The following is a 25,055-nucleotide window of genomic DNA, read 5'->3' on the forward strand; positions in this document are numbered from 1 at the left end:
TTTTGGCGTTCATGTTGAACAATTCATATCGATATGCACATCATCATGTTTTGTAGGTGGATACTTTATTCACAACGCAAGTTCATTCCATGTTCACACGAAGTACACAGGGTGCCTTTATAATGACGGATATATAGAGATATTAAAGGTTAGATGGCAGCAATCAGAGCCTTAGCTGAAGCTGCGGTGCATGATGGCATTCCGTACCGGATCAAGAACATGTGATAACATGGAATCAAATAGAGACCCTTCCATGGATAAGCGGCGACATCACACAACATAGGCAGATACGGAGTGAACGGGATGAGACGAAAAATTTTGTTGGTTGAAGATGATATGCTGATGCGGGAATTCATTACCGACTATTTCAAAAAGGAGCAGTGGGACGTCCATGAAGCGGAGAACGGTAGAATCGCGCTGGAGAAGTTCGGGGAGGCAGCCTTCGACTTGGTCGTCCTCGACATCATGATGCCGGAAATGGACGGGTGGTCGGTATGCCGCCGGATCCGCGAGAAGTCGGATGTACCGATCATCATCATCACCGCCCGGTCCGATGATGATGATCAAGTGATGGGCTTTGAGCTCGGCGCCGACGAATATGTTACCAAACCGTTGAGTCCAAGGGTGCTCGTAGCCCGGGCAACCGCCTTAATGAAAAGAACGGAAGGAACGGTGGGACGGACTCCCGATTTGCTGGTATACGGGGCATTATCCGTAAACCGTGCAGCACACACGGTCACCGTGGGAGATGTGAAGAAGAACCTGTCTCCGAAAGAGTACGAGCTGCTGCTCTACCTCATCAAAAATTACGGCAGAGTTCTGGCCAGGGAATCGATTCTGGATGCGGTGTGGGGGTATGATTACTTGGGGGATGTCCGAACGGTAGATACCCATATCAAAAAATTAAGAGCCAAACTGGGAGACGAAGGCCGGTATATCCGGACCATGATTCGTGCGGGCTATAAATTCGACGTGGACGAATGAGAAGGCGGAGCGTTGTATTTAAACTGTTCGCCGTCACATCGGTGCTCATTTTATTGGTGTTTTCCCTGGTTATGCTGGCGGAAGGATTGTTCTTCGATCGGTTTTACCGATCCTCAAAGCTGGGGGCGTTGGATCGCGGGATGGGGCAATTCGCCCGGCAGCTTGAGCAGACGGAACCGGTAAATGAACTGAAGATCTCGCGGCTGCTCGGTGAATTCATGAACGGGCATGATGCGAGCATCTGGGTTCTGTCCGGCCAATTTCAACGGTCCGCCATCAATCCGTACTATGTAGTGCTGCAGGCGGGGAACAAGACGGTAACCCTTCCCATTCCGGCGGAAGGGATGACAACCGACGCCATTCCGGGCGGGATTCAGATCGGAGGGATGCTAACGGTCGACGGCATATTCATGGACGAAGATGATACCGTTATGCAGCCCATTGATTTTCAGCCGGCAGATCACGATCCGGAACAAGGTTTGACATGGGTAACCGGCAAGGTGACGGACTTCATGCTGCCGGAACAACGGTCGTACAATCCGTTATACCAGGACGCTTTGGCTGATGATGTACTGAAGGATTGGAACAGCCAGGGCGTTCCGTATGAGCAGAAACTGCAAAGCGGATCGAAGATTCAGCAGAATTGGAAGGATCCGTGGAGCGGAGTTCAATATGCGGTACTGATGCAGCCCTTGACGGACAGTGGCGGAAACCGGTATTTGATGGCGATGACATCGATGCAGCCCGTCGGGGAAGCGGTAGGTATTCTTAAAAAATATTACATTGTCATTGCGCCGATGATTCTTGTTCTCGTGATTCTATTCTCCCTGATCTATTCCAGAATGATCACCCGTCCGCTAATTACGCTGAGCCGGTCCGCTTCCCGTTTGGCCAGGCTTGATTTCGCCAAGCAGCCGGAAATTAAGTCCAGGGACGAGTTCGGGGATCTGTCCCGACACATGATCACGTTATCCCACAACCTGGATGCGGCCTTGAAGGAACTGACCCGCACGAATGAACGGCTTCAGGAAGAACTCCGGGAGAAGCTGAGGTCCGAGGAGCTGCGCAAGGAGCTGGTCGCCAACATTTCGCATGAGCTGAAGACACCGCTCGGCATTGTGAAGGGATTTGCGGAAGGGCTGCAGGACGGGGTAGCGGAAGATAAAAGGGAGCGGTACCTGTCGCTGATCGTAAACGAAACCGATCGGATGAACGCGCTCATTATGGATATGCTGGAACTTTCCAAATTTGAAGTCAAGGCTGTGAAGCTGCATCCGGCAAGCCTATCCCTGCCGGATTTAGCGCAGAGGGCGGCCGCATCTTTTGCACAGCTGCTGGAACAGAAGCATCTTAAATTAAAGCTGGACACCGAAGCCGTACAATTATGGGTGGAGGCGGATCCCAGACGGATGGAGCAGGTGCTGCTCAATTTGCTGAGCAACGCCATCCGGCATGCGGTCGAGGGCAGCGTGATCACCGTGCGGATGCACCGGTCATATCCGGACCGGGTCACCACGATGATCGAAAACGCCGGAACGCATATCGCCGCAAGCGATCTGGACCGGATCTGGGACCAGTTCTACCGGGCCGAGCGCTCGCGTGACCGCAAATCGGGAGGAACCGGTCTTGGGCTTGCGATCGTGAAGCATATTCTGGAGCTTCATGACGCAGACTTTGGTGCCGCGAATACGGACGAGGGCGTGGCATTTTATTTTACATTAAAGCAATCCAAAGGAGACACATGATGCATACAACAAAAACGATCTATTTAGCTTCTGCGCTGCTGGTACTTTTATTGACCAGTGCGTGCGGGGCGAAAAATACGGCGGTGACTGATAGCGGTTCGCCATCTGCCGGAGCGGGTCAGGAAAGTTCCTCAACGGCACAGGTACCGGCGGCAGGGGGCGGACAAGACAATGACGCAAAGGACCCTTCGGGAGAAGCGGATCAAGCCGAAACCGGAAGCAAGGATACGGCAGCAGGAAGCTCTGATCAATCGGCTGCCGATTCGGATGCGGGCAAAGCGATCCTGATTATTATCGACCAGACACCGAAGCCGACGACGGGCAACAACAGCTTCGATTTTGTCATTAACAAGCTTCCGGAAGGATATATGCTCTGGGAAATGCAGTGGGTTTCCGCGAAAAACCAAATCAATAACACGCTTCAGGAAGCGATTGAGCACGGACAGAACGGCGAGGACGGATTTTATATCAGCGGGGACGGACAGTTCATGGGCTTCTTCTATCCCGATGCATTAAAAGGCGAAGAAGGCCAAGTGAAATTCGTGTTCACCAACGATCAAGGCAAAACATTAACCTGGCAGAAAACCATTACGTTAAAATGATCCGTTTGATCGTTCCGAGAAATAAGAAGCTTCAACGGGCTGTTGCATATCTGATTAGAAAAGCGATGCAGGGGATCCTTCCCGGCAGCCGCTTTTTTGTTTGTGTAAAAATCAATTGGCGCGACCAACAGGAATCAGGGATGCCATTAGCACTCCATGGATTAGGGAGAGGAAATCGGGTATACTCTGCCGAAAACAATAGGGCATGAAAAGCGCAATCGTATGATAGACCGCATGCGGACGGGTTAAATAAGTTTTTTTTAAAATTTTTTTTGAAGATATGTCGATCGGGGAGCCGGCCGTTCGTCGTCTTAATAAAGACCAAGAAAAAGGAGATATTTCTTATGCATACTGCAATTTCAAAAGACGGCACCAAGATCGTGTACGATAAAATCGGCCAAGGGCCAGCCCTCATCCTGGTGGCAGGAGCATTCAGTTACCGCAAATTTCCGGCACAGGTTCAGTTGGCTGAGCTGCTGTCCAGGCAGTTTACGGTCTATAACTACGACCGCCGCGGGCGGGGCGACAGCGGAGACACCCAGCCTTACGCCGTGGAACGCGAGATCGAGGATTTGGAGGCCATCATCGAAGCGGCCGGCGGCTCCGCGTATGTCTGGGGGCTGTCATCGGGTGCGGTACTGGCTCTTCAGGCTGCCGCCAGAGGTGCGGCCATTACGAAGCTGGCCCTCCACGAACCGCCGTTTGTGGTCAATGCTTCGGACCGCACGCCGCCGCAGGACTTTTTGCCGCAGGTGACGGAGCTGATCCGAAGCGGCCGCCGCGCCGAGGCGATCAAGTATTTTATGGTCAAAGGGATGGGGGCGCCGGGGTTTGTTGTCGGCATGATGCGGATGATGCCGAAGGTGTGGGCGAACCTGATGGCGGTAGCTCACACGCTGCCCTATGATGCCGCACTGCTTGAAGGTTACTGGGAAGGCAAACCGCTGCCATTTGAACAGTGGAGCAGCGTGACGATGACGACGCTGGTACTGGAAGGGCCGGATAGTCCGCTGTCGCTCCGCCATGCCGCCGGTGCGCTGGCTCAAGGCCTGCCGAACGCCAGCCTGCTGAGCAAAAAGGGGCTCGGTCATACGAAAAAGCTCGACGCTCCAAAAATATCGGCCGAGCTTGCGGCATTTTTTTCTGACAAGGCGCAGGCATCCGGTATGTAAGAGCATGGCTAAAACCGATCTAAACCGAAAAAATAAAAAAAATTGAAAAAATGAAGCTCCGCTGTCGATTTCAATCTCTCCCGTTCGTCGAAATCATAGAAGCTGAAATGAGAGAGGCTGTGAAGAGTGCAGCGGAAGGAAGCTTCACCCCAATCCAAGGAGGAATAAAACATGAGATTTATGATGATCGTTAAAGCTACAACAGATTCCGAAGCGGGAGCTCTGCCAAGTCCGGAGTTAATCGATGCCATGCATCGCTACAACGAGGAACTGGCCAGAGCCGGCGTCCTGCTCGGAGGAGATGGCCTGCATCCGAGCTCCGGCGCGGTCCGCATCTCCTATCCGGAACCCGGAAGCAAGCCGAAAGTGGTCGACGGGCCGTTCACCGAGGCCAAGGAGATGATCGCTGGATATACGCTGATCGAAGTCAAATCGAGAGAGGAAGCGATCGAGTGGGCGCTGCGGATGCCGGATCCCCACGGATTTGGCCAGGGTCAAATTGAGCTGAGACAGGTGTTTGAGGTGGAGGACCTGACGGATAATCCGGAAGCGATCGCCAAGGAAAACGCACTCAGACAACAGCTGGAGGAGCAAAGAAAAGCGTGACTTCATCCCAAACGCATCGGACCATTGACGCCATCTGGAGGATTGAATCCCCGAAGCTGATCGCCGGCCTGACGCGAATGGTCCGGGATGTAGGGCTGGCCGAGGATTTAGCCCAGGACGCCCTGGTTATCGCCCTTCAGCGGTGGCCCGAATCCGGGATTCCCGACAATCCTGGAGCCTGGCTGATGACGGCGGCCAAGCGGCGGGCCATCGATCTGCTGCGCAGAAACAAGCTTCGGGATGAGAAATACGCCGAGATGGCCCAGACGACGGAATTGTACAGCGAGGATGATCTGGAACGGAATTTGGACGGGGAGATCGGCGACGACCTCCTCCGTCTGATCTTTATGACCTGCCATCCGGTCCTGTCGCAGGATGCCCGGGTCGCGCTGACGCTTCGCTTGTTATGCGGCCTGACCACGGATGAAATCGCCCGCTCCTTTCTGACCGCAGAATCCACCATCGCCCAGCGGATTGTCCGGGCCAAACGAACCTTAAGCAGCCGCAAGGTTCCTTTTGAGGTTCCGGCCGGAGAGGAGCTGCAGGAGCGCTTGAGCGCCGTGCTGGAAGTCATCTATCTGATGTTTAATGAAGGTTATTCAGCGACGGCCGGAGATCATTGGCTCCGCCCGCTGCTGTGTCAGGAAGCGCTGCGGCTGGGCCGCGTTCTCGCCGAGATTGCCCCGGAAGAACCGGAAGTTCATGGGTTGGTGGCATTGATGGAAATTCAGTCCTCCCGTTTCAAAACCCGGGTCAGCGCATCCGGCGAGCCGGTGCTGCTGATGGATCAGAATCGGGCGCAGTGGGACAGGCTGCTCATCCGCCGCGGACTAGCAGCGCTCGAGCGGTGCCGCAAGCTGGGCCGCCCGCTTGGCCCTTATGCGCTTCAGGCGGCGATATCCGCCTGCCATGCGCAGGCGCCCACGGCAGCGGATACGGACTGGGCCCGCATTGCCGCCCTCTACGAGGCACTGTCGAGGGTGGCGCCCTCCCCGATCGTCGAACTGAACCGGGCCGTGGCCATTTCGATGGCCTTCGGTCCGGCATTTGGACTGCAGCTCGTAGATGAACTGATGCACGAGCCCGCCTTGACAGAGTACCACCTGCTTCCGAGCGTCCGCGGCGACCTTCTGGCCAAGCTCGGAAGGATGGACGAAGCCCGCTCCGAATTCGAACGGGCGGCTTCCCTGACCCGCAACAGCCGCGAGCAGGAGCTGCTCTTGAAGCGGGCCGCAGAGTGCAGCGCTTCAGAAAATTCATAAATTTTGATCCTGCTTGTCGATTGCGGCTCTTCCCGTTCGTCGTCATAGCAGGCGGAAGAATAAGAGAGGCGAGAACGCGGAGCCTTAAGTCTTCCTCCAACAAGGAGGGAAACATCGATGAGATTTATGTTGGTAGTCAGGTCAAACGGGTATTCGGAAGCAGGTATTTCGCGCACACGCCGGTTCGAGGATGCGATGGCCGAATATCGCAAGTCCTTGGCGCAGGCGGGTGTGCTGCTTGCGGCGGAGGAGCTCCAGCCCAGCACGAGCGGGGTCCGGATCCGGCTCGCGGGCAAGGGCGGAAATCCGGAAGTTGACCCCGGTCCTTTCCCGATGGATCATCGGCTTATTGCGGGATTCGTCGTGATCGAGGCTGCAACGGCGGCCGAGGCAGTGGAATGGGCCATGAAGATGCCAATGCCCGAAGGATACGGAGACGGTGAAGTGGATGTCCGCGAGCTCAGGGAGCGGGCATGGGATGATCGGGATCCAAGGATTCAGGCACTGGAAGCCGACCTGCAGGACCAGATCCATATGCTGAATCAGATGCAGAAACATGTTTAAGTAAAAATCCAATCTATTGATAACAAAGGAGCGTATAACATATGAGTCAGGAAGTCATTGATTTTATTGAGGCGTTAAGAGAACCATGGCAGAATGAGCTGTCCACCCGTCTGCGTGATGTGGTCCATCAGGCCTTGCCGGACGTGAGCGAGCGCATTCAGTATAAGAAGCCCCATTTTTTGAAGAACGGGAAGTATGCCGCCGTCATTTCAACCTCGAAGGATGCGGTCAGCTTTACGATCTTTAACGCGGACGGGCTGGACCTTCCGGACGGCATGTTTGAAGGACCGGCGGAAAGAAAAACGATAAAACTGCGTAAAGGGGATTCGTTTGATGCCGGCCAGCTGTCGGCATGGCTCAGCCAGGCTGCCGAGACGCTGTAAAGGTTGTCCTTCCGGGAACGACAATGACGGGTAGCGCATACCCGGCATTCTGTACCCGGCGAGATACAGAATCCCAAACCCTTGTATGCCAAGGGTTTTTTTGGTTTTTTCGCAAAATCGAGGATTCATTTGAGCAGGATGGGACACCCTAAAACAGGTCCAGAATTGACCGCCATATCTTGCTTCTTGGAGTGGTTAAAGAGCTGATGAACCGATTGAAGTCTCGTTATTCCCGTTATATTGCCGCCGCCTTGTCAGCTGCATTGATTGCAGGCGCGATCCTGCTGTACCGGAACCCTCCGGGAAAGCTGGATTCCGAGCACAAGCCTCATGCGCTTTCACAAAAAGAGGTTAAGCCCCAGCGCGAGAAAACGATTCCCGAAAAACTTCAGGAGCTCGACCAAACCTACCCGTTCGGGGAACTTCCCGAGGGCAGCACCAGGTCATTTCGGGGAGTCGGGCAGGGTAAAAATCTCATTGTCGTCCAGCTGGAATCCTTTCAAAATTTTGTGCTGAATGCATCGGTTCAGGGCCAGCCGGTTGCGCCGGTATTAAAACAGCTGTCCAAAGAAAGCCTGTATTTTCCATACATATTCCAGCAAATCGGGGTAGGCAATACGTCCGACGCCGAGTTCGCCGCCAATACGTCGATTTATCCCACTGGATTTTCAGCCATGTCCACGACCTATGCCAACCGGAATCTCCCGAGCCTGGCCAAGCTGATGGGAAGGAAAAATTACGTCACGGCTACGTTCCATGTGAATGACGTGACCTTTTGGAACCGGGATCAACTGTATCCGGCACTGGGGTTCCATGCGTATTATGACAAGCCGTATTTCAGCAAGGTCAAATTCAGCCGGTTCGGGGCGTCGGATGAGGAGCTGTTCCGGGTCGGTATCCGTAAAATGAAAACGATGCGCAAGCTGAACAAGCGGTTTTATGCCCAATTCGTGACCGTGACGAGCCACGCTCCCTATAAAATCAAAGAAGCCAACAAGCGTCTTCATCTTCCTGCCGACTTCGGCGATCAACGCCTTGGCGACTATTTGACCGCTGTCAATTATACCGATTATGCCTTAGGGACCTTTATCGACAAGCTGAAAACGTCGGGGCTCTGGGACAACAGCGTGGTCGTGATTTACGGGGACCATTTCGGCCTTCATAAAAAGTTATATCACCCCGCCACCATCAGTAAAGCGCTCAGCATTCCGTATCATAAACAAGTCAGCACGTACAACGTGCCGCTGCTCATCCACCTGCCCGGCCAGCGCGAAGGCAAGAGGATCGAGCGGACCGGGGGTCAGGTTGATATTCTGCCCACAGTGGCCAATTTGATGGGCATTGATTTGAAACGGGAGGGATTTACCGCGTTCGGCCATGATTTAGCCAACGTCGATCACAATATCGTCGGATCGCGGTATTACCTGCCTGCCGGCTCCTTTTTTAACGATGACATCGTGTTTATCGCAGGGAAAAACGGATTTGAGGATGGGAAAGCATACGATCTCAGATCGCTTCTGCCCATCCCGAACGCGGAGAGGTATCGGAAGGACTACGAATTTATTCAAAAGCGGATGAAGCTCTCGGACCGGTACGTGAAGCGGCTGCCGCTCAGGTCTGGAGTCCGGCTGGAACCCCAGCCGAAGAAGCCGGCGGAGACCAACGCGCCTAAGGCGGGCAACGGGGCAGAAGCGAACCCCGCGGAAATTCAGGCAAGGACCGGCGGGCCAGCCGGACCCAAGGCCAAGCCGAGCCCGATCCAAAAGGCAGGGAAGGACGGAAGCAGGGATCGGGTAAAGCCGCCTGAAGCAGGTCATCCGACGAAGTGAGCGGAAGTCCCGAGTTCGGCATGAATGATCATACAAAAACAGCGGTCTCTCCCGGCTGTACCGCCGGGGACCGCTGTTTTGCTGTTTTAGAGCGTAAAAAGGGGAGTGCAGCGGGGAAAAAAGGAGGATCTACCCAGCCGAGTCCGAACCGGTAGAGCCGGAAGTTCCGTCTGCCGGCGGCTGACCGCCCTGGCCGTCGGGCGCACCTTGTCCGCCCGGCATCCCGGCAGGCGCGCCCTGGCCTTGGCCGCCGCCCATTTGTCCTTGAGGGAATTGCCCGGGCTCGAACGGGCGGTGCACCATTTCTCCTCCGAGATGAGCGGTATACATGACAAGCACAACGGCTGCAAGGGTCACAACAAGGTAGAGCGGGTTTCTGCCGATATCCCGTTTCTTCCAGAGCAAAATCGCGCCGCGGACGATGCACAGCGCAATCGCCAAATACATCGTATAGACCCCGTACATTTCATGGGTCTCCACGTTCGGATTGCGCATCATTTTCGGTCCGGTCAGTACCGCACCGATCGTGCTGATCGTGCCGATGACGAGGCAGATGAGGGCGGCGGAATGCCACTCGCGTTTTTTCCAGACCAGTGCGGCCAGATCGAACAGCAAACTGAACAGCAGGAGCACGATCGGGAAATGCGTAATAATAAAATGCTTGTTATCCCATAAGTAATTCATCTCATTTCCTCCTCAATTTTAAGTAACACTACATTATGTAGTTTTTATATTCCGAAAAAACGCCGCTGCCTGATATGAAACGGCAAGGCGTTGTTTTACGGCATCACCCTATGCCAAATACGACGAATACGAATGCTAGCAGAGAGACGATGCAGGGGATGAGCGGCGGACGCAGCGGCGGTTTAAAGTGCGGATCCACCAGCAGCTTCAGGCGCAGATTAATCGCATTGTCGGCAAACGAGGCGCTGCTCGGAGCCGGCGGGGCGGATGTCTCCCGCTTCAGCATAACCAGCAGGGCGCTGCCAAGATCGGCGATACTCCCGGTGGCGCGAACGGCCTGCCGGTCGGCCATCAGCTCGATTAGCATTTTGTATTTGCCGATCAGCCAGCGGTAGATCGGTATGTACCAGAACGTGGTGCCGACCAGCGTCAGCAGAAAAATTTTAAGCGGATGCCTCTCGCTCAAATGGTACTTCTCGTGAGCCATGACGGCCGCAAGCTCGCTTTCGCTCAGCTCGCAGATGAGGCCTGTCGACACCACGATGCGGGGGCGCAGGAGTCCGACCGTCATGGCGACCTGATCATGGTGATCGATCACGGTCAAGTTTTGGTGCCCAAGACCGTGCTCTTCGCCGATCGCCTGCGACAAATCGGGATCCAGGCAGCGATGCAGGAGTTTTCTCCAGCGGATCGAAGCGATACCTTCCCGGAGCCAGACGGCAAGCGATAGCAGGAGCGAGGTAAGCAGCAAAAACAGCATGACATTGATCCGGACCGGGAACCCGATAAAGCGCAAAAATTCAATGCAGACATTAAAGAGGTTCACCGGCATGCGGACATGGAAAATAAACTGAACCACAAACAGCGTCATCTGCGCGTAGACCAACACGGCCGTCAGCATGACAAAGGCGAGCATCCCTTTCGATCGCTTTTCCCACATGGCTTACCGATCCTTTTTCCATTGTTTGATTTGCTTCTCAAGCTGGTCTAGCAGGTCAGGGTCCACCTGTTCCATCGCATCGATCATATGGGCGACGGCCCGGGAACCGAATTCCTTGACCAGGTCGTAGGACAGCTCTTTCGACTGTTCTTCCAGAAACTGTTCCTTCGTCAGAACGGGGCTGTACACGTAGGATTTGCCCTGAAGCTTCTTCTGAAGAACACCCTTGTCGACGAGCCGGTTCATGACCGTCATAATCGTGTTGAAGCTCATGCGCTTGTCTTCGCTGATCTTGGCGTTCACTTCCTTGATGGTCACCGCCTCCAGGCGGCTCCAGATCACTTCCATGACCTTGGCTTCAAGCGGTCCGAAGAATCGCTCCAATCCCCGTCCTTGATAATTAAACTTGTTCATCTTCATACAGCGCACTCCCTTTACACTACAAATTATAGTGTTATGTCGGCATGCTCGTCAACAAGGACCGGAGCACTGGCCGACCGGGTCTTCAGTGGCCTCAGTATGCCTGAGCCGTTGAAGGTTATGATTTCAAGAAATGTTCTTCTATCAAACAGACGATGCTGTGATACAATAGGTAAGTCGTTTTTTTTGGCATACCGTAGGGAGGGAGTCACACCATTCATGAAACAGGTGCCGTTTATCGCCGTGGAAGGGCCCATTGGAGCGGGGAAAACCACGCTGGCTGCGATGCTGGCAAATACATTGGGCTTTCCGGTGGTGAAGGAAATCGTAGAGGAAAATCCGTTTATCGAGTCATTTTACGAGAATATGGACGACTGGAGCTTTCAGCTCGAAATGTTCTTTCTGTGCAGCCGGTACAAGCAGCTCACCAATACGGTGAACGGTTATATCGGCAAGGGAAAGCCGGTCATCTCCGATTATCATATTTATAAAAATTTAATTTTCAGCGAAAGAACGCTGCACGGCGTCGAGCGGGAGAAGTACCGGCAAGTCTACCAGGTGCTGACCGGCGATCTGCCGAAGCCGAACGTCATTATCTATATTCGGGCAAGCCTGGATACGCTGATGCAAAGGATCGCCCGGCGGGGCCGCCCTTTTGAAGAAGGAATGGATCCGGCCTATCTCCAGCAGCTGATCGAAGATTATGATGCCGCGATGGACACGCTTAGCGCCGGCACGGACGGCGAATCGACGGTGCTGCTGACGATTCATGGAGACGAAGTAGATTTTGTCAAAAATGAGGAACAATTTGAAACCATAGCCTCGCAAATAAAGGAGCTTGTGTATGAATCCATATAATATCCCGGATAATGCGGTCATTACGGTGGCGGGTACGGTAGGCGTCGGCAAATCGACGCTGACGGCGGCGCTGGCCGGTTCGCTCGGCTTTAAAACCTCGCTGGAGCAGGTGGACGACAATCCGTATCTGGAGAAGTTCTATCATGATTTTGAGCGCTGGAGCTTCCATCTCCAAATCTTTTTCCTGGCCGAGCGGTTTAAAGAGCAGAAGCGCATGTTCGAACTCGGGGGAGGTTTTGTCCAGGACCGTTCCATTTATGAGGACACCGGGATTTTCGCCAAAATGCATGCGGACAAGGGCACGATGTCGGAAACGGATTTCCGTACCTATACCAGCCTTTTCGAGGCCATGGTCATGACGCCTTATTTTCCGCATCCGGACGTTCTGATCTATATCGAAGGGAGCCTGCCGTCCATTCTGTCCCGAATCCGGATGCGCGGCCGCGAGATGGAGATCCAGACCGACGTGTCTTATTGGGAAGAAATGCATGAACGGTATTCCGCCTGGATTAACGGATTTCATGCCTGCCCGGTTCTGCGCCTGAACATCGAGGACTATGACGTGCACGATCCCCGGTCCATGTCCGACATTTTGACGCAAGTGGGCCGAACGATCGCCAGCTCTCCAGCAAGACTATAGCAGCAAAGGAAGACGGGTCATACCATGCGGTATGGCCCGTTTTTTTGAGATGATAAACGTTCAGCGGAGCTGTGCAGCTCTTTCACCGGTGGCGGACGGAAGTGCCGGCGGGAACATCATGAAGCGCCCGCATTCCTTGGTTAAGCAGCAGGAACACGATGTACAGCAGAATCATCACATTCGGAATCAGGATCAAAGCGGGAACCGGCGGCTCTTGGATGTCCCACCAAGGGTCCGGCACCAAGATGATCAGATGGGTCAGCTCCCACGGCAGCAGTTTAAGACAGGTCCGGCCGGCGGCTTGGATGAAGGAAATGCGTCCTCCGTCCCTGCGGGCCACCGAGAGTCGCAGCAGCTTTTTGCCTAATGTGGCGCCGAAAAAATACTCCGTCACGATAAAATACATCCACACGGGGAAAGACATCGTGGCGAGAACCCAGCATTCGATCTGATAGCCCTTAACCAGCCTATCAAATGGGAATCCTCCAGTCAGCTCATAGGTCGCCAGCTGGAGGCCGACGAGCACGAGCGCAAGCATGATAAAATCCAGCCCGTAGGCCGTAAGCCTTGCTAGGGTCAGTTTCATGACCGTTTCCCCTTTCCGTATCGTACGGAGTTTATTACGGCGGTTCCATCGGAAACGCTTCGTTTCAGATATAAGAAAGTAAAAACTTCGGAGACGGGGCTTCCTAATACCGCAAGAAATACTACCGCTTAATGCGACTTGGCTTCATAGAATGTACGTCGATCGTCAATATTCATATCCTATTATCTATGACGGCAGGCTGCGGATCTACAACCTTCATCCATATTTTTTTGGAATACGTCGTTCGCCTTAAACATTATAATGTTATATTTACTTAGGGATCCTTCCGTGCTATCTTAAACATTATAACGTTATAATCAAGAAGGTGATGACATGGAGCAAACTACCGTACTCCGCCAAGTGAAGCTTGTGAGCGGAGAAGAGATCGACATCGTCATAGCTAAAGGCGTCATAGCCGGCATTACGGCTGCCGGTGAGGGGAGAGGCGACGCCGTTTGGGACGGCCGCGGCACTTACGTGTCGAGCGGCTGGATCGATATGCATGTGCATGCCTTCCCCGAATTTGACCCTTACGGCGATGATATCGACGAAATCGGCGTCAAGCAGGGCGTCACGACGATCGTCGATGCAGGAAGCTGCGGGGCCGACCGGATTGCTGACCTGGCCGCGAGCAAACGTGCGGCCAAGACGAATCTGCTCGCCTTCCTGAACATTTCGCGGATCGGTCTGAAACGGGTGGATGAACTGTCCCGGCTGGAATGGATCGACCGAGGCAAAGTGATCGAGGCGGTGCAGGCCTATCCGGAGCTGATCGTCGGGCTGAAGGCGCGCATCAGCAGGAGCGTCGTCAAGGAGAGCGGGCTTGAACCGCTGCGCCTTGCCCGGGGTTTGTCGGCCGATACCGGCCTGCCGCTGATGGTGCACATCGGCTCGGCGCCGCCGGATATCCGGGACGTGGTTCCCCTTCTGGAGAAGGGCGACATCATCACCCACTATTTAAACGGCAAGAGCAACAATCTGTTTGACGCAGACGGCCGCCCACTGAAAGTGCTCACCGATGCCGTGCGGCGCGGCGTCCATCTGGACGTGGGGCACGGGACCGCGAGCTTCTCCTTCCAGGTGGCTGAAGATGCGAAACGGCACGGAATTCATCCGGATACGATCAGCACGGATATTTACCGGGGCAACCGGCTGAACGGTCCCGTGTACAGCTTGGCAAATGTACTTTCCAAGTTCCTCAGCCTGGGGTATTCTCTAGAGGAAACCATTAGCCGGGTCACGGTCCGTGCGGCGCAGTGGCTTGGCCGGCCCGAACTTGGACGGATTCAGGTCGGGGACGCGGCGAATTTAAGCCTGTTTACGGTGAGCGGCGAACCCGCGCAGCTTGTAGATTCCGAGGGCGTGCAAAGAACGGCTGAGCAAGTCATTACTACCAAAGGAGTGGTCATTCATGGGGAATTCATTATTTTCTAAGTATGGGCTCAAGCGGGTCATCAACGCCAGCGGACGGATGAGCATCCTTGGCGTGTCCGCGCCGACGAACACGGTCATGGAAGCGATGAAGCAGGGCGGGCAGAGCTATGTGGAAATCGCCGACTTGGTGGACAAGGCGGGAGATTACATCGCCGGAGTTCTCGGCTCGGAGGCGGCGGTCATCGTCAATTCGGCATCCAGCGGCATCGCCTTGTCGGTGGCCGGCATCGTCACGCAGGGGAACCGGCGCCGAAGCGAACAGCTGCATAAGGAGTCGATCGGGAAAAACGAAATTATCATTCTGAAGGGTCATAACGTGCAATACGGCGCTCCGGTGGAAACGATGGTCTACCTCGGAGGCGGCAAGCTGGTCGAGGTTGGGTATGCGAATGAGGGACGTGCGGAGCATATCGAAGACGCGGTGACGGACAAGACGTCCGCCATTCTGTATGTAAAATCGCATCATGCCGTACAAAAGAACATGATCTCCGTTGAAGAAGCGTGGGAAGTCGCCAAGCGGACCGGCGTTCCGCTGATCGTGGACGCCGCGGCGGAGGAGGACATCCAAAAGTACGTGAAGTGCTCGGACCTGGCCATTTACAGCGGCTCCAAGGCGATCGAAGGCCCGACGTCGGGCATCGTGGCCGGTAAACGGGAATTTATCGAGTGGGTAAAGGTCCAGCTGCACGGCATCGGACGAAGCATGAAGGTGGGCAAGGAAACCTCGTTCGGCCTGCTGCAAGCGCTGGACGAATATATGACCAAAGCGGACCGGAGCGAACAGGAGAAGGCTTCGCTGCAGGCGCTGATGCCGCTGAACGACGTTCCGGGGGTCCGGGTGACGATCGTGCAGGATGAGGCCGGCCGGGCGATCTACCGGGCGCGCGTGCAGATCGATCCGCAGCAGGCGGGAACGACCGCCAAGGATGTGAACGACGGCTTGAGGCAGGGCGGCATTGCGGTTTATACCCGGGATTACGGCGTAAGACAGGGGTATTTCGATATCGATCCGAGGCCGTTGATGGGTGATGACATCACCGTGATTGAATCACGAATCCGTGAATTGACAGGAGGAAAATAAAAGATGTCCCATATAGAAAAGAGATGGTATAAGGGCCGCGTCGCCCTGAACGTACTGGCGAAGGATATCGCGAATGCCAAGGAAATTTTTGAAGCGGCCGAAGGCCATGTGCTCGTCGGCGTGCTGTCCAAAAACTACGCCAGCGTGGAAGAAGCCGTAGCGGCGATGAAGCAGTACGGCGAGGCTATTGACGAGGCGGTGTCGATCGGGCTTGGCGCCGGGGACAACCGCCAGGCTGCGGTCGTGGCGGAAATTGCGAAGCATTACCCCGGAAGCCACATCAACCAGGTGTTCCCGGCGGTCGGCGCGACCCGGGCGAATCTCGGGGCGAAGGACAGCTGGATCAACAGCCTCGTGTCGCCATGCGGCCGCCCGGGCTATGTTAATATTTCGACCGGCCCGTTCAGCGCCGCGCAATCCGAGCCCGCCATCGTTCCCGTAGCAGCAGCGATCGCGCTGGTTCGCGATATGGGCGGGAATGCGCTCAAGTATTTCCCGATGCAGGGGCTATCCCGCGAGGACGAGTATCGTGAGGTCGTGAAGGCATGCGCCGCGGAAGGCTTTGCCCTGGAGCCGACCGGCGGTATCGACATGGACAATTTCGAAGCGATCCTGCGCATCGCGCTGGAGGGCGGCGTGCCGCAGGTGATTCCGCATGTGTACTCCTCCATCATCGATAAAGATTCGGGCAATACCAACATCTTGCATGTGCGGACATTGACCGGAATCATGAAGAAGCTGGCGGATAATTATGCCTAAGCGCATCGCGGCTTTCGGGGAAGTGATGATGCGTCTGACGGTTCCGGGCGTTGAACTGCTGTCCCAGTCGGGGACGCTGCATTACACGTTCTCCGGCACCGGGGTCAATGTGGCTTCTGCGCTGTCCCGTATGGGGCACGACGGCATGCTCGTGACCCGCCTGCCGGACAATCCGCTGGGCGATGCGGCGGCGGCCTATCTCCGCAAGCTCGGTATCGACCTCTCCTATGCTGGCCGCGGCGGCAAGTACCTCGGGATGTATTTTCTCGAGAACGGCTTTGGTGTCCGGCCGAGCCGGGTTACCTATACAAATCGGCTGGAGAGCAGCTTCAACACCGCCCTAGAAGGAACGTACGATTTCTCTGATATTGCGGGCCGGGTGGACGCCGTTCATTTCTGCGGGATCACCCTGGCCATGAACGACGGGGTGCGCTCCCATATGAAGGCGCTCGCCCGGGCGGTGAAGCAGCAGGGCGGCACGGTCATCTTTGACTGCAACTACCGTCCATCCCTGTGGGGGGAAGACGGATATGACCGGGCAAGACCGCATTACGAAGAGATGCTCCATCTGTCGGACGTCGTCCTGATGAACGAGCGGGACGCCATGCTGACGCTTGGCCTCCATACGGAGAAGGAAGCGCGCCGGGAGCAGCTGGAAGAGCTGATTCCGCTTGCCGCCCGGACGTTCGGCATCCGCATGGTCGCCGGGACCCACCGCTTCGTGAACGGCGACAATACCCATTCGCTGCAAGGGTTTGTGTTTAGCGGCGGACAATTTGCGTATTCGGACCTGCTGACGTTCGCCGTCTATGATAGAATAGGGGCTGGAGATGCTTTTGCCAGCGGAATCATCCATGGCGAGCTGGAAGGTCTGCCGCCGGAGACGACGGTGCGTTATGCGGCGGCCGCCGGCATGCTCGCCCATACGGTAACGGGCGATACGCCGATGTCCACCGCGCAGGACATTCTTAAGGCGATGACGGCATCCGCAGGTGACGTAGAAAGGTAGTGGAGCTGCTGTGAGCTTATCCCGCAAAGATAGGCCGTTGTACATACAAATCAAACATATTTTGAAGGAACGGATTTTGCACGGTGTGTATCCCAAAGGGGAGAATATCCCTTCGGAGCCGCAGCTGGAGAAGGAATTTGCGGTCAGCAAAATTACGATCCGGGCCGCCATTTCGGAGCTGGTCAGCGAGGGCTTCCTCGAGAAGGGCAGCGGCCGGGGAACGAAGGTTATCCGCAACACCTCGGTATCCAAGCTGGCCAAGTGGAAGCATTTCACGGAAGTTTTGGTGGAGGAAGGGCATCAGATCCGGAAGCTGTGGCTTCAGGTCAAGCGCGTCACCAATGACGAATCCTCGGAAGCTTGGCGGCTGCTGGGTGAGACCAGCCTTGTTCTGGAACGGGTGTATTTCCTGGATGACCGGCCGTACATTTATTACACGCATTATGTGACCCCGGATGCCGGCCAGGTGGATATGGAAGACCTGAACGCCATGTCCCTGTACGAGTGGCTCGAGGGAAGGGATATTCCCCTCGGCAATTTGCGGGATGAATTTACGGTGGCCGTTCCGCCGGAACATGTGCAAAAGACGCTCGGTTTGGACGGGGGAACCCCGGTCCTCAAGAGGCTGCGTTACTCCTATGACGAGCTGGGCCAGGTGATCGAATACAGCATCGGATACTATCATACCGGCCTTCAAAACTATGTAGTCACCTACGACAGATAGCGGTACTTTAGGCTGTTCTTGAAGCGGATTCATCCGTGCCGGGAACAGCTTTTTTTGCCTTTGGTCCTTATTTAATGGCGGTGCCGCCGCCATTAAATTTTGACGCCACGCATCCGCGGGATTATGATATGATCAGTTTGCGGTTGTCAAATTTGGAGCCAAAATTTGCAAAGGAGGGACTTCGATTGGCGAAGCTAAAAGATATTGCCGAACGGGTGGGCGTGTCCATTTCCACCGTCTCAAGGGCAATCAGCAATGACACAAGCCGGCCGGTCAGCGAGGAAACGAAGCAAAAGATCCGGGAAGCGGCTCAGGAGCTGGGGTACAAAATGCACGGGTCGCCGAAGGGCACGGTGCAGCAGGCCGTGGAGACGAAGCGGATCGCCTGCATCGTCCCCCAGCATCTGATGGACGATCATCCGTATTTCTCCAAGGTGCTGGCCGGCTTCCATGAAAAGATGGAAGAGATGGGACAGCCGCCGGCGATGGTTCGCACATCGGAGGAAGTCTCGGATGCCGAGAGACTGAAGCAGATGCTGAGGGAAACCGGTGCGCAGGGCGTTGTTGCGATCAGCTGGTATGACGAGGAGCTGTTCGGCCTGATTCAGAAGGAAGGGATCGCTATCCTGGGCGTGAGCCTGAACGACGACCGGTTGTCGGTGCCCGTCGTGGACTGCGACCGGATCTTCTCCTCGCGAGCGGCCGTGCGCCACTTGATCGAACAGGGACATACGCGGATCGGATTTATCGGCGGGCCTGCCTATTCCAGGCAGATGGAGAGCGAGGAGCGTTTTGTCGGTTATAAATTCGCCATGCTTGAGGAGGGACTTACACTGCGTCAGGACTGGCTGATCAATACGGGCTGGAACGTGGACCGCAGCTACAGCGGAATGAGCGAACTGCTGGGCCGGCTTCCGAAAACGGAATGGCCGACGGCCATCTTTTGCGCCAGCGACATGCTGGCGATCCCGGCGATGCGGGCCGTTGTGGAGCATCAAGGCCGGATTCCGCAGGACATCGCTATCGTTGGCATGGACAATATCGATGTCGCCCAATATACAACGCCTCCGTTAACCTCAGTTTCGGTGCCTAAACACGAAATCGGCCGGGTAGCCGCCAAATCGATTGCCGACTATTTGGACGGACATTATCCCGCAGGAACCAAAATTTTGCTGTCCTGTTCGTTAATCGTTAGGGAGTCGTCCAGTTACAGCAGAAGTTGACATTATATGTTTGAATATATTACATAATAATAGCGTATTTTTGTAGGTGGCATCGGCTGGAGATTAGATCCAGCGGGTGCTTTTTTGCATTTTTAATCAAAAATGGAGTGGTTTTCAAACCAAAACATTCCAAAATAATGTTTGACATCCCCAAAAAGCTATATTATGATGGGGAAAAATTAAACAAAGTTTGGCTCCGTTTTCAATCTTTTGGATGGGCAAGAATCCAAACTATCTGCAAACCACACCCTATATGATTGCGTTTTCATTTGCTTTAAATAAAGGAATTATGAAAATGGTGTCATTCCTCCCTTTAATGATAGCTCCCCGGGACACTCCCGGTTTTATCCAATAGATGATTGTATAGCTCCAAATATTATCCAAATAATCACCGATAATTTATCCAAAAATAATCCAAACCAATCCTTTCGTAAACATGAAACATCTCCAAACTCAGTGTCAGTCGTTTTTGTGTCATCTTATATTACACAAAAATTGATCATATGTTGGTGATCCCCAGCTCAACAGGGGCCAGTGATTATCTATCCTTCATTCGAGGTGATGTCCTTTGGCTGACATTCATGTACAGCCTGCCGTTCAGACGGCAGCCGGCAAAAAACGCAAGGCGTGGAAGTGGAACCGGATCTACCGGAACTGGCAGCTCTATTTGCTGATTTCCCCGGTGATCGCTTATTACATCCTGTTCCAATACGTTCCGATGTACGGTATCCAGATCGCCTTTAAGGACTTTATCGCGACCAAAGGCATTTGGGGCAGCCCATGGGTCGGGTTTGACCACTTTGAGCGTTTTTTCCACAGCTATTTTTTCTGGCGGCTGATGAAAAATACGCTGGGTATCGGCCTGTACAGCCTGGTCGTCGGTTTTCCGATCCCGATCATTCTCGCTCTCCTGATGAACGAGGTAAGGGCCGAGAAATTCAAAAAATTCGTACAAACCGTTACCTACGCGCCGCACTTTCTGTCTACCGTGGTCGTCGTCGGCATGATGATGATTTTTCTGTCGCCCCGCTACGGCATGATCAATCATGCGATTCAGCTGTTCGGAGGCAAGTCGATCAATTTCATGACCGAACCCGCCTGGTTCAAGTCGCTGTATGTACTGTCCGACGTATGGCAGACGATGGGCTGGAGCTCGATTATTTATTTGGCCGCCCTGGCCGGGATCGACAACCAGCTGCATGAGGCTGCCCGCGTCGACGGAGCCACCCGGCTTCAGCGGATCTGGCACATCAATATCCCCGGCATCATGCCAACGATCGTCATCCTGCTGATTCTGAACATCGGCAGCATCATGGGTGTCGGGTTCGAGAAGGTGCTGCTGATGCAGAACAATCTGAATCTGGAATCCTCCGACATCATCGCCACCTATGTATACCGCAGCGGGATCCAGAATGCCGAATACAGCTTTTCCGCCGCAATCGGATTGTTCAATTCCGTCATCAACTTCGTGCTGCTGGTCGTCGTGAATCAGATTTCCCGGCGCATCAGCGAGACAAGTCTATGGTAGGGGAGGCATGAGGCATGCTTATCGAATCCAAGGGAGACCGCATTTTTAACGTCATCAACTATTTCGTCCTGATCGTGGTCACGCTGGTGGTGCTATACCCGCTGGTGTTTGTGCTCAGCGCCTCGTTCAGCGACCCGCAGACGGTGCTGCGCGGTGAAATGCTGCTGTGGCCCAAGGGAATCAACCTGAACTCATACGAGAAAATTTTCCAGAACAAGGACATCATCAGCGGCTTTACCAACACGCTCATCTACACGACCCTGGGGACGGCAATCAATCTCGTCATGACGATTTTGGCGGCCTACCCGTTGTCCCGGCGCGATTTTGTCGGAAGAAACGCCATTATGGCATTGCTGGTGTTCACAATGTTTTTCAGCGGCGGCTTGATCCCTACATACCTGCTGATCAAGAACCTCGGCATGCTGAACACCCTCTGGGTCATGATTATTCCGAACGCAGTTTCCATTTGGAACATTATTATCATGCGGACCTTCTTCCAGCAGTCCATTCCGCATGAGCTGCAGGAAGCGGCGACGATCGACGGGTGCTCCAACATTCAAATTCTGACACGGATTATGCTGCCGCTCTCGATGCCGATCATTGCGGTGACGATTTTGTTCTATGCAGTCGGCCATTGGAACGCGTTTTTTAACGCGCTGCTCTACCTGACGGACAAAGATAAGTTCCCGCTGCAGCTGGTGCTCCGTGAAATTTTGATCCAGGGGCAGACGAACGACATGGTCAAAATGTCGACCGAATCGGCGATCAAGCAGCAGCGCGAGGTGGAAGGCATCAAATACGCCGTGCTGGTGGTGGCCAACATTCCGGTGCTTGTGCTGTACCCGTTCCTGCAGCGTTATTTTGTCAAAGGCGTCATGATCGGAGCCATCAAAGGATAATTCCTTGCATGGATAAATGATGGAATCGTGGTTGGAATCAGATCAAAGGGAGGAATCATGGATGAAGCTGAAGCAATGGGGGAGTCTGCTGCTGACCTGCGTGCTGACGGTCTCGCTGGCGGCGGGCTGCAGCTCAGGGGACAAGGAAGGCGGCGCAGCCGCGGAATCGAAAGGCGGGGGATCGGCCGGGGGACAGATCAATGAGACCGGGATGCCGATCGTAAACGACAAGCTGACGGTGACTGCTTTTGCGGGCAAGTTTTTCGCCAATGCCGACTGGAACAACATCAAGCTGTGGCAGGAATATGAGAAAATGACCAACATCCACGTCCAGTGGGACACGGTCCAGAAGGACAATCTGGCGGAGAAGCGCAATCTGCTTCTGGCCGGCGGCGATTACCCGGAGATGTTCTACGCCTCCGCTTTTCCCCGGGCCGACCTGCTCAAATACGGTAAACAGGGCGCCTTTCTTCCGCTTAACGACCTGATCGACAAATATGCGCCCAACTTTAAAGCGCTGATGGAGAAGTATCCGATCATCGAAAAAGGGATTACGATGCCGGACGGCAACATTTACGGCTTACCGACGCTGTACGATCCGGAATTCAAGTCCGTGCTGTACGGCACGCCATGGGTGAAATCGGAGTGGCTCACCAAACTGGGGTTGAAGGAGCCGCAGACGCTGGACGATTTTTATAACATGCTGAAGGCGTTTAAGGAGAACGACCCGAACGGCAACGGACAGAAGGACGAAATCGCTTGGGGCGCCGTCGGAGCGGCAGGGCTGGTAAATTACCTGCGCGGCTCTTTCGGCCTGAACAACCACGGAACCTCGAACATTTATGTCGATACGGATCAAGACAGCGGCAAAGTCCGCTTTATCCCGACCGATCCGCGGTATAAAGAGCTGCTTCAGTACGTCAACAAGCTCTACAAGGACGGCCTGCTGGAACAGGACATCATGTCGGTCAAGAGCACCGAAGTGGATGCGAAGGGGATGGAAGGGTTGATCGGGGTGGTTGATAACGTTGACCCGGTGGCGATTTACAACCAAAAAGGGTATGTCGGGCTGCCGGTGCTGAAGGGGCCGCATGGAGACCAAATGTTCAGCGCGACCGGATCGCCGCTCGGCAACATCGGGATGTTTGTCCTGACCGATAAAGCAAAACATCCGGAGGCGATGATACGCTGGATGGACTATTTTTACGGCGACGAAGGCATCAAAATGTTCTTTATGGGCTGGAAAGACCAAACCTACAATGAAAACGCGGACGGCAGCGTGGACTATGTGGACGATATTAAGAACAATCCGAATGGCATGAATCTGGACCAGGCGGTTGGGCAGTACCTGATTTGGCCAGGCGGCTATTATCCCGGCTTCGTTACCCAGAAGTACTTCAAAGGAGCCGAAGGGCTGCCGACGTCCGTGGACAATGCCAAAAAAGCGGAGCCTAACGTCGTGCCGCAGGATCAAATCTGGCCGCCGTTCAACTTCACCGCCGAGGAGCAGGCCGACCTGACGGGCGTCCAGACGGATATTACGACCTATGTCGACGAAATGCGCGACAAATTCATCTCCGGTAACGCTTCCTTTGACGAGTGGGATTCGTACGTGTCCACGCTGCAAAAAATGGGCCTGGACCGCTACATCGCCATTTATCAGTCGGCGGCGGACCGTTATTCGAAATAAATGCAATATATAGGTTGATTTCAATTTTTCAACTTATATAGTGACCTCAAAGGAGCGAACAAGATATGACTCAACTGAAAGCGATTCTGATCGGCGCGGGCGCACGCGGAGCTGGTGGCTATGCCCCATATGCGCTGGACTATCCGCATGAGCTGGAATTCGTGGCCGTGGCCGAGGCGGACCCGGTGCGGCGGATCCGTTTTGCCGAGAAGCACGGCATTGGCCCGGAGCGGTGCTACGAATCCTGGGAGCCGCTGCTCGCCGCGGAACGGATGGCGGACATCGCCGTCATCTGCACGCAGGACCGGATGCATTACGGCCCGACCATGCAGGCACTGAGGCAAAAGTATCACGTCCTGCTGGAAAAGCCGATGTCCCCGGATCCGGGCGAATGCCTGGACATGGAGCAGGCGGCCAGGGATCATAACCGGTTGCTGACGATCTGCCATGTGCTGCGGTACACGCCGTTCTGGAGCACGATCAAGCGGGTGATCGACAGCGGGGCGATCGGCGAAATCGCTTCGATCCAGCTGAACGAGAACGTGGGCTACTGGCATATCGCCCACAGCTTCGTCCGTGGCAACTGGAATCACTCGGACAAGGCCAGTCCGATGATTCTGGCCAAATCCTGCCACGACATGGATGTGCTGTCCTGGCTTATGGATAAGCCGTGCATGCGGGTGAGCTCGTACGGCTCCCTGATGCATTTCCATGAAGGCCATGCGCCGGAAGGTGCGGCCGATCGCTGCCTGGACTGTGCCGTCGAGCCGGATTGCCCGTATTCGGCACCGAGGTTCTACCTCAGCGAACGGTACAAGGGCTGGGCCGGACATTTTACGCCGGAGCTGACGAAGGCGAGCATCATCCAAGGCCTCCGTGAAACGGACTACGGCCGCTGTGTATACCGCAGCGACAACAACGTCGTGGACCACCAGGTGGTCAATATGGAGTTTGAAGGCGGGGCCACAGCGATCTTCAGCATGTGCGGCTTTACCTATGAGCAGGAGCGCCGGATTCAGGTCATGGGCACGCGCGGAGAGCTCCGCGGCGAGGAAGGGAAGATCACCGTCTTCGACTTTCTGACTCATCAGCAGACGGAAATCGCCATCCCGTCCCAGGCGAGCGGCCACGGCGGCGGGGATAGCGGCATCGTCCGCAGCTTCCTCAAGGAAGTCCGCGGCTACAACGGTCAGGAGAGCCTGACTTCGGCAAGCGCATCGGTGCGCAGCCATCTGATGGCGTTTGCGGCGGAAGAATCGCGGCTGCATCAAGGAAAATCGATCGATTTGAATGAATTTGCAGTGGAATGGAAGACCAGGAAGCAAGCGGCAGAGCAGCCGAAATAGGCGATGAAGTAAGCGTGCGGTAACAAGTCATCGCTGTCCTGTTTTCCTGTGGAACGGCAAACCCAGAAAACAACTAAACCCCGAATA

General features: G+C 54.8%; 25 protein-coding genes. 21 read left to right on the forward strand and 4 right to left on the reverse strand.

All coding sequences use genetic code 11. The annotated features are described in order from the left end of the window. Positions 1–303: 303 nt before the first annotated feature. From CJP46_RS00140 to CJP46_RS00180, 9 genes are all read left to right on the forward strand, one after another. Positions 304–984: a response regulator transcription factor gene (locus CJP46_RS00140; protein ID WP_094593595.1), complete on the forward strand. Its 681-nt coding sequence runs from the start codon at positions 304–306 to the stop codon at positions 982–984. Beyond that, entirely contained in the window at positions 981–2,729 is a 1,749-nt protein-coding gene (locus tag CJP46_RS00145; RefSeq protein WP_094593596.1) for a sensor histidine kinase, read from the forward strand. Before CJP46_RS00140 ends, CJP46_RS00145 begins: the two co-directional genes overlap by 4 nt. After that, entirely contained in the window at positions 2,726–3,331 is a 606-nt protein-coding gene (locus CJP46_RS00150; RefSeq protein ID WP_094593597.1) for a hypothetical protein, read from the forward strand. The genes CJP46_RS00145 and CJP46_RS00150 overlap by 4 nt, the downstream gene beginning before the upstream one ends. 344 nt (positions 3,332–3,675) lie before the next feature. Further along, positions 3,676–4,503 (forward strand): alpha/beta fold hydrolase, encoded by an 828-nt coding sequence (locus CJP46_RS00155; protein ID WP_094593598.1) that lies wholly within the window; start codon positions 3,676–3,678, stop codon positions 4,501–4,503. Between the two features lie 171 nt (positions 4,504–4,674). Then, complete coding sequence (locus CJP46_RS00160) at positions 4,675–5,109, forward strand: YciI family protein (protein WP_094593599.1); 435 nt, start codon at positions 4,675–4,677, stop codon at positions 5,107–5,109. Then, positions 5,106–6,371 carry an RNA polymerase sigma factor gene (locus CJP46_RS00165; RefSeq protein ID WP_094593600.1) on the forward strand — a complete coding sequence of 422 codons (1,266 nt, stop codon included), beginning with the start codon at positions 5,106–5,108 and terminating at the stop codon, positions 6,369–6,371. The genes CJP46_RS00160 and CJP46_RS00165 overlap by 4 nt, the downstream gene beginning before the upstream one ends. Positions 6,372–6,488: 117 nt before the next feature. Then, positions 6,489–6,935: a YciI family protein gene (locus tag CJP46_RS00170; RefSeq protein ID WP_094593601.1), complete on the forward strand. Its 447-nt coding sequence runs from the start codon at positions 6,489–6,491 to the stop codon at positions 6,933–6,935. Between the two features lie 41 nt (positions 6,936–6,976). Beyond that, positions 6,977–7,318 (forward strand): DUF1801 domain-containing protein, encoded by a 342-nt coding sequence (locus CJP46_RS00175; RefSeq protein ID WP_094593602.1) that lies wholly within the window; start codon positions 6,977–6,979, stop codon positions 7,316–7,318. Between the two features lie 206 nt (positions 7,319–7,524). Beyond that, positions 7,525–9,147, forward strand: coding sequence for an LTA synthase family protein (locus CJP46_RS00180; RefSeq protein WP_094593603.1), 1,623 nt, complete (start codon positions 7,525–7,527; stop codon positions 9,145–9,147). Between the two features lie 129 nt (positions 9,148–9,276). Here the strand turns inward: CJP46_RS00180 and CJP46_RS00185 are convergent, their stop codons facing one another. From CJP46_RS00185 to CJP46_RS00195, 3 genes are all read right to left on the reverse strand, one after another. After that, positions 9,277–9,831, reverse strand: a complete 555-nt coding sequence (locus tag CJP46_RS00185; RefSeq protein WP_094593604.1) for a DUF2231 domain-containing protein — start codon at positions 9,829–9,831, stop codon at positions 9,277–9,279. A 103-nt stretch (positions 9,832–9,934) separates the two neighbouring features. Continuing rightward, positions 9,935–10,771, reverse strand: a complete 837-nt coding sequence (locus CJP46_RS00190; RefSeq protein ID WP_094593605.1) for a M56 family metallopeptidase — start codon at positions 10,769–10,771, stop codon at positions 9,935–9,937. Positions 10,772–10,774: 3 nt separating this feature from the next. After that, positions 10,775–11,191, reverse strand: coding sequence for a BlaI/MecI/CopY family transcriptional regulator (locus CJP46_RS00195; protein WP_094593606.1), 417 nt, complete (start codon positions 11,189–11,191; stop codon positions 10,775–10,777). 219 nt (positions 11,192–11,410) lie between these two features. On the opposite strand from CJP46_RS00195, the gene CJP46_RS00200 reads away from it, so the two are divergent. Together CJP46_RS00200 and CJP46_RS00205 are read left to right on the forward strand one after the other, a co-directional pair. Further along, positions 11,411–12,049, forward strand: a complete 639-nt coding sequence (locus CJP46_RS00200; RefSeq protein WP_094593607.1) for a deoxynucleoside kinase — start codon at positions 11,411–11,413, stop codon at positions 12,047–12,049. Then, positions 12,036–12,689 (forward strand): deoxynucleoside kinase, encoded by a 654-nt coding sequence (locus CJP46_RS00205; RefSeq protein WP_094593608.1) that lies wholly within the window; start codon positions 12,036–12,038, stop codon positions 12,687–12,689. Before CJP46_RS00200 ends, CJP46_RS00205 begins: the two co-directional genes overlap by 14 nt. 82 nt (positions 12,690–12,771) lie before the next feature. Here CJP46_RS00205 and CJP46_RS00210 read toward each other — a convergent pair whose 3' ends face one another. After that, positions 12,772–13,275, reverse strand: a complete 504-nt coding sequence (locus CJP46_RS00210) for an RDD family protein (protein WP_094593609.1) — start codon at positions 13,273–13,275, stop codon at positions 12,772–12,774. Positions 13,276–13,608: 333 nt separating this feature from the next. On the opposite strand from CJP46_RS00210, the gene CJP46_RS00215 reads away from it, so the two are divergent. The 10 genes from CJP46_RS00215 (at position 13,609) to CJP46_RS00260 (ending at position 24,968) form a co-directional block, all read left to right on the forward strand. Further along, positions 13,609–14,709 (forward strand): amidohydrolase/deacetylase family metallohydrolase, encoded by a 1,101-nt coding sequence (locus CJP46_RS00215; protein ID WP_094593610.1) that lies wholly within the window; start codon positions 13,609–13,611, stop codon positions 14,707–14,709. After that, complete coding sequence (locus tag CJP46_RS00220) at positions 14,687–15,790, forward strand: DgaE family pyridoxal phosphate-dependent ammonia lyase (protein ID WP_094593611.1); 1,104 nt, start codon at positions 14,687–14,689, stop codon at positions 15,788–15,790. Before CJP46_RS00215 ends, CJP46_RS00220 begins: the two co-directional genes overlap by 23 nt. Positions 15,791–15,793: 3 nt before the next feature. Beyond that, complete coding sequence (gene dagF, locus CJP46_RS00225) at positions 15,794–16,549, forward strand: 2-dehydro-3-deoxy-phosphogluconate aldolase (RefSeq protein WP_094593612.1); 756 nt, start codon at positions 15,794–15,796, stop codon at positions 16,547–16,549. Then, the gene (locus CJP46_RS00230) at positions 16,542–17,558 is read left to right on the forward strand and encodes a sugar kinase (protein WP_094593613.1); all 1,017 of its coding nucleotides are present in this window, start codon (positions 16,542–16,544) and stop codon (positions 17,556–17,558) included. The genes dagF and CJP46_RS00230 overlap by 8 nt, the downstream gene beginning before the upstream one ends. 10 nt (positions 17,559–17,568) lie before the next feature. Then, positions 17,569–18,282 carry a GntR family transcriptional regulator gene (locus CJP46_RS00235; protein WP_094593614.1) on the forward strand — a complete coding sequence of 238 codons (714 nt, stop codon included), beginning with the start codon at positions 17,569–17,571 and terminating at the stop codon, positions 18,280–18,282. A gap of 185 nt (positions 18,283–18,467) precedes the next feature. Next, complete coding sequence (locus CJP46_RS00240) at positions 18,468–19,505, forward strand: LacI family DNA-binding transcriptional regulator (RefSeq protein WP_094593615.1); 1,038 nt, start codon at positions 18,468–18,470, stop codon at positions 19,503–19,505. Positions 19,506–20,073: 568 nt separating this feature from the next. Further along, positions 20,074–21,033: an ABC transporter permease gene (locus CJP46_RS00245; protein WP_094593616.1), complete on the forward strand. Its 960-nt coding sequence runs from the start codon at positions 20,074–20,076 to the stop codon at positions 21,031–21,033. A gap of 14 nt (positions 21,034–21,047) precedes the next feature. Further along, a complete protein-coding gene (locus CJP46_RS00250) occupies positions 21,048–21,932 on the forward strand; it encodes a carbohydrate ABC transporter permease (protein WP_094593617.1) in 885 nt (294 codons plus the stop codon). A gap of 61 nt (positions 21,933–21,993) precedes the next feature. Beyond that, on the forward strand, positions 21,994–23,622 hold the full coding sequence (locus tag CJP46_RS00255) for an extracellular solute-binding protein (protein WP_094593618.1): 1,629 nt from the start codon (positions 21,994–21,996) through the stop codon (positions 23,620–23,622). Positions 23,623–23,687: 65 nt separating this feature from the next. After that, a complete protein-coding gene (locus CJP46_RS00260; protein ID WP_094593619.1) occupies positions 23,688–24,968 on the forward strand; it encodes a Gfo/Idh/MocA family protein in 1,281 nt (426 codons plus the stop codon). Positions 24,969–25,055 lie beyond the last annotated feature (87 nt).

This window comes from Paenibacillus sp. XY044 (genome assembly GCF_002257645.1).
Lineage (GTDB): Bacteria > Bacillota > Bacilli > Paenibacillales > Paenibacillaceae > Paenibacillus_AQ.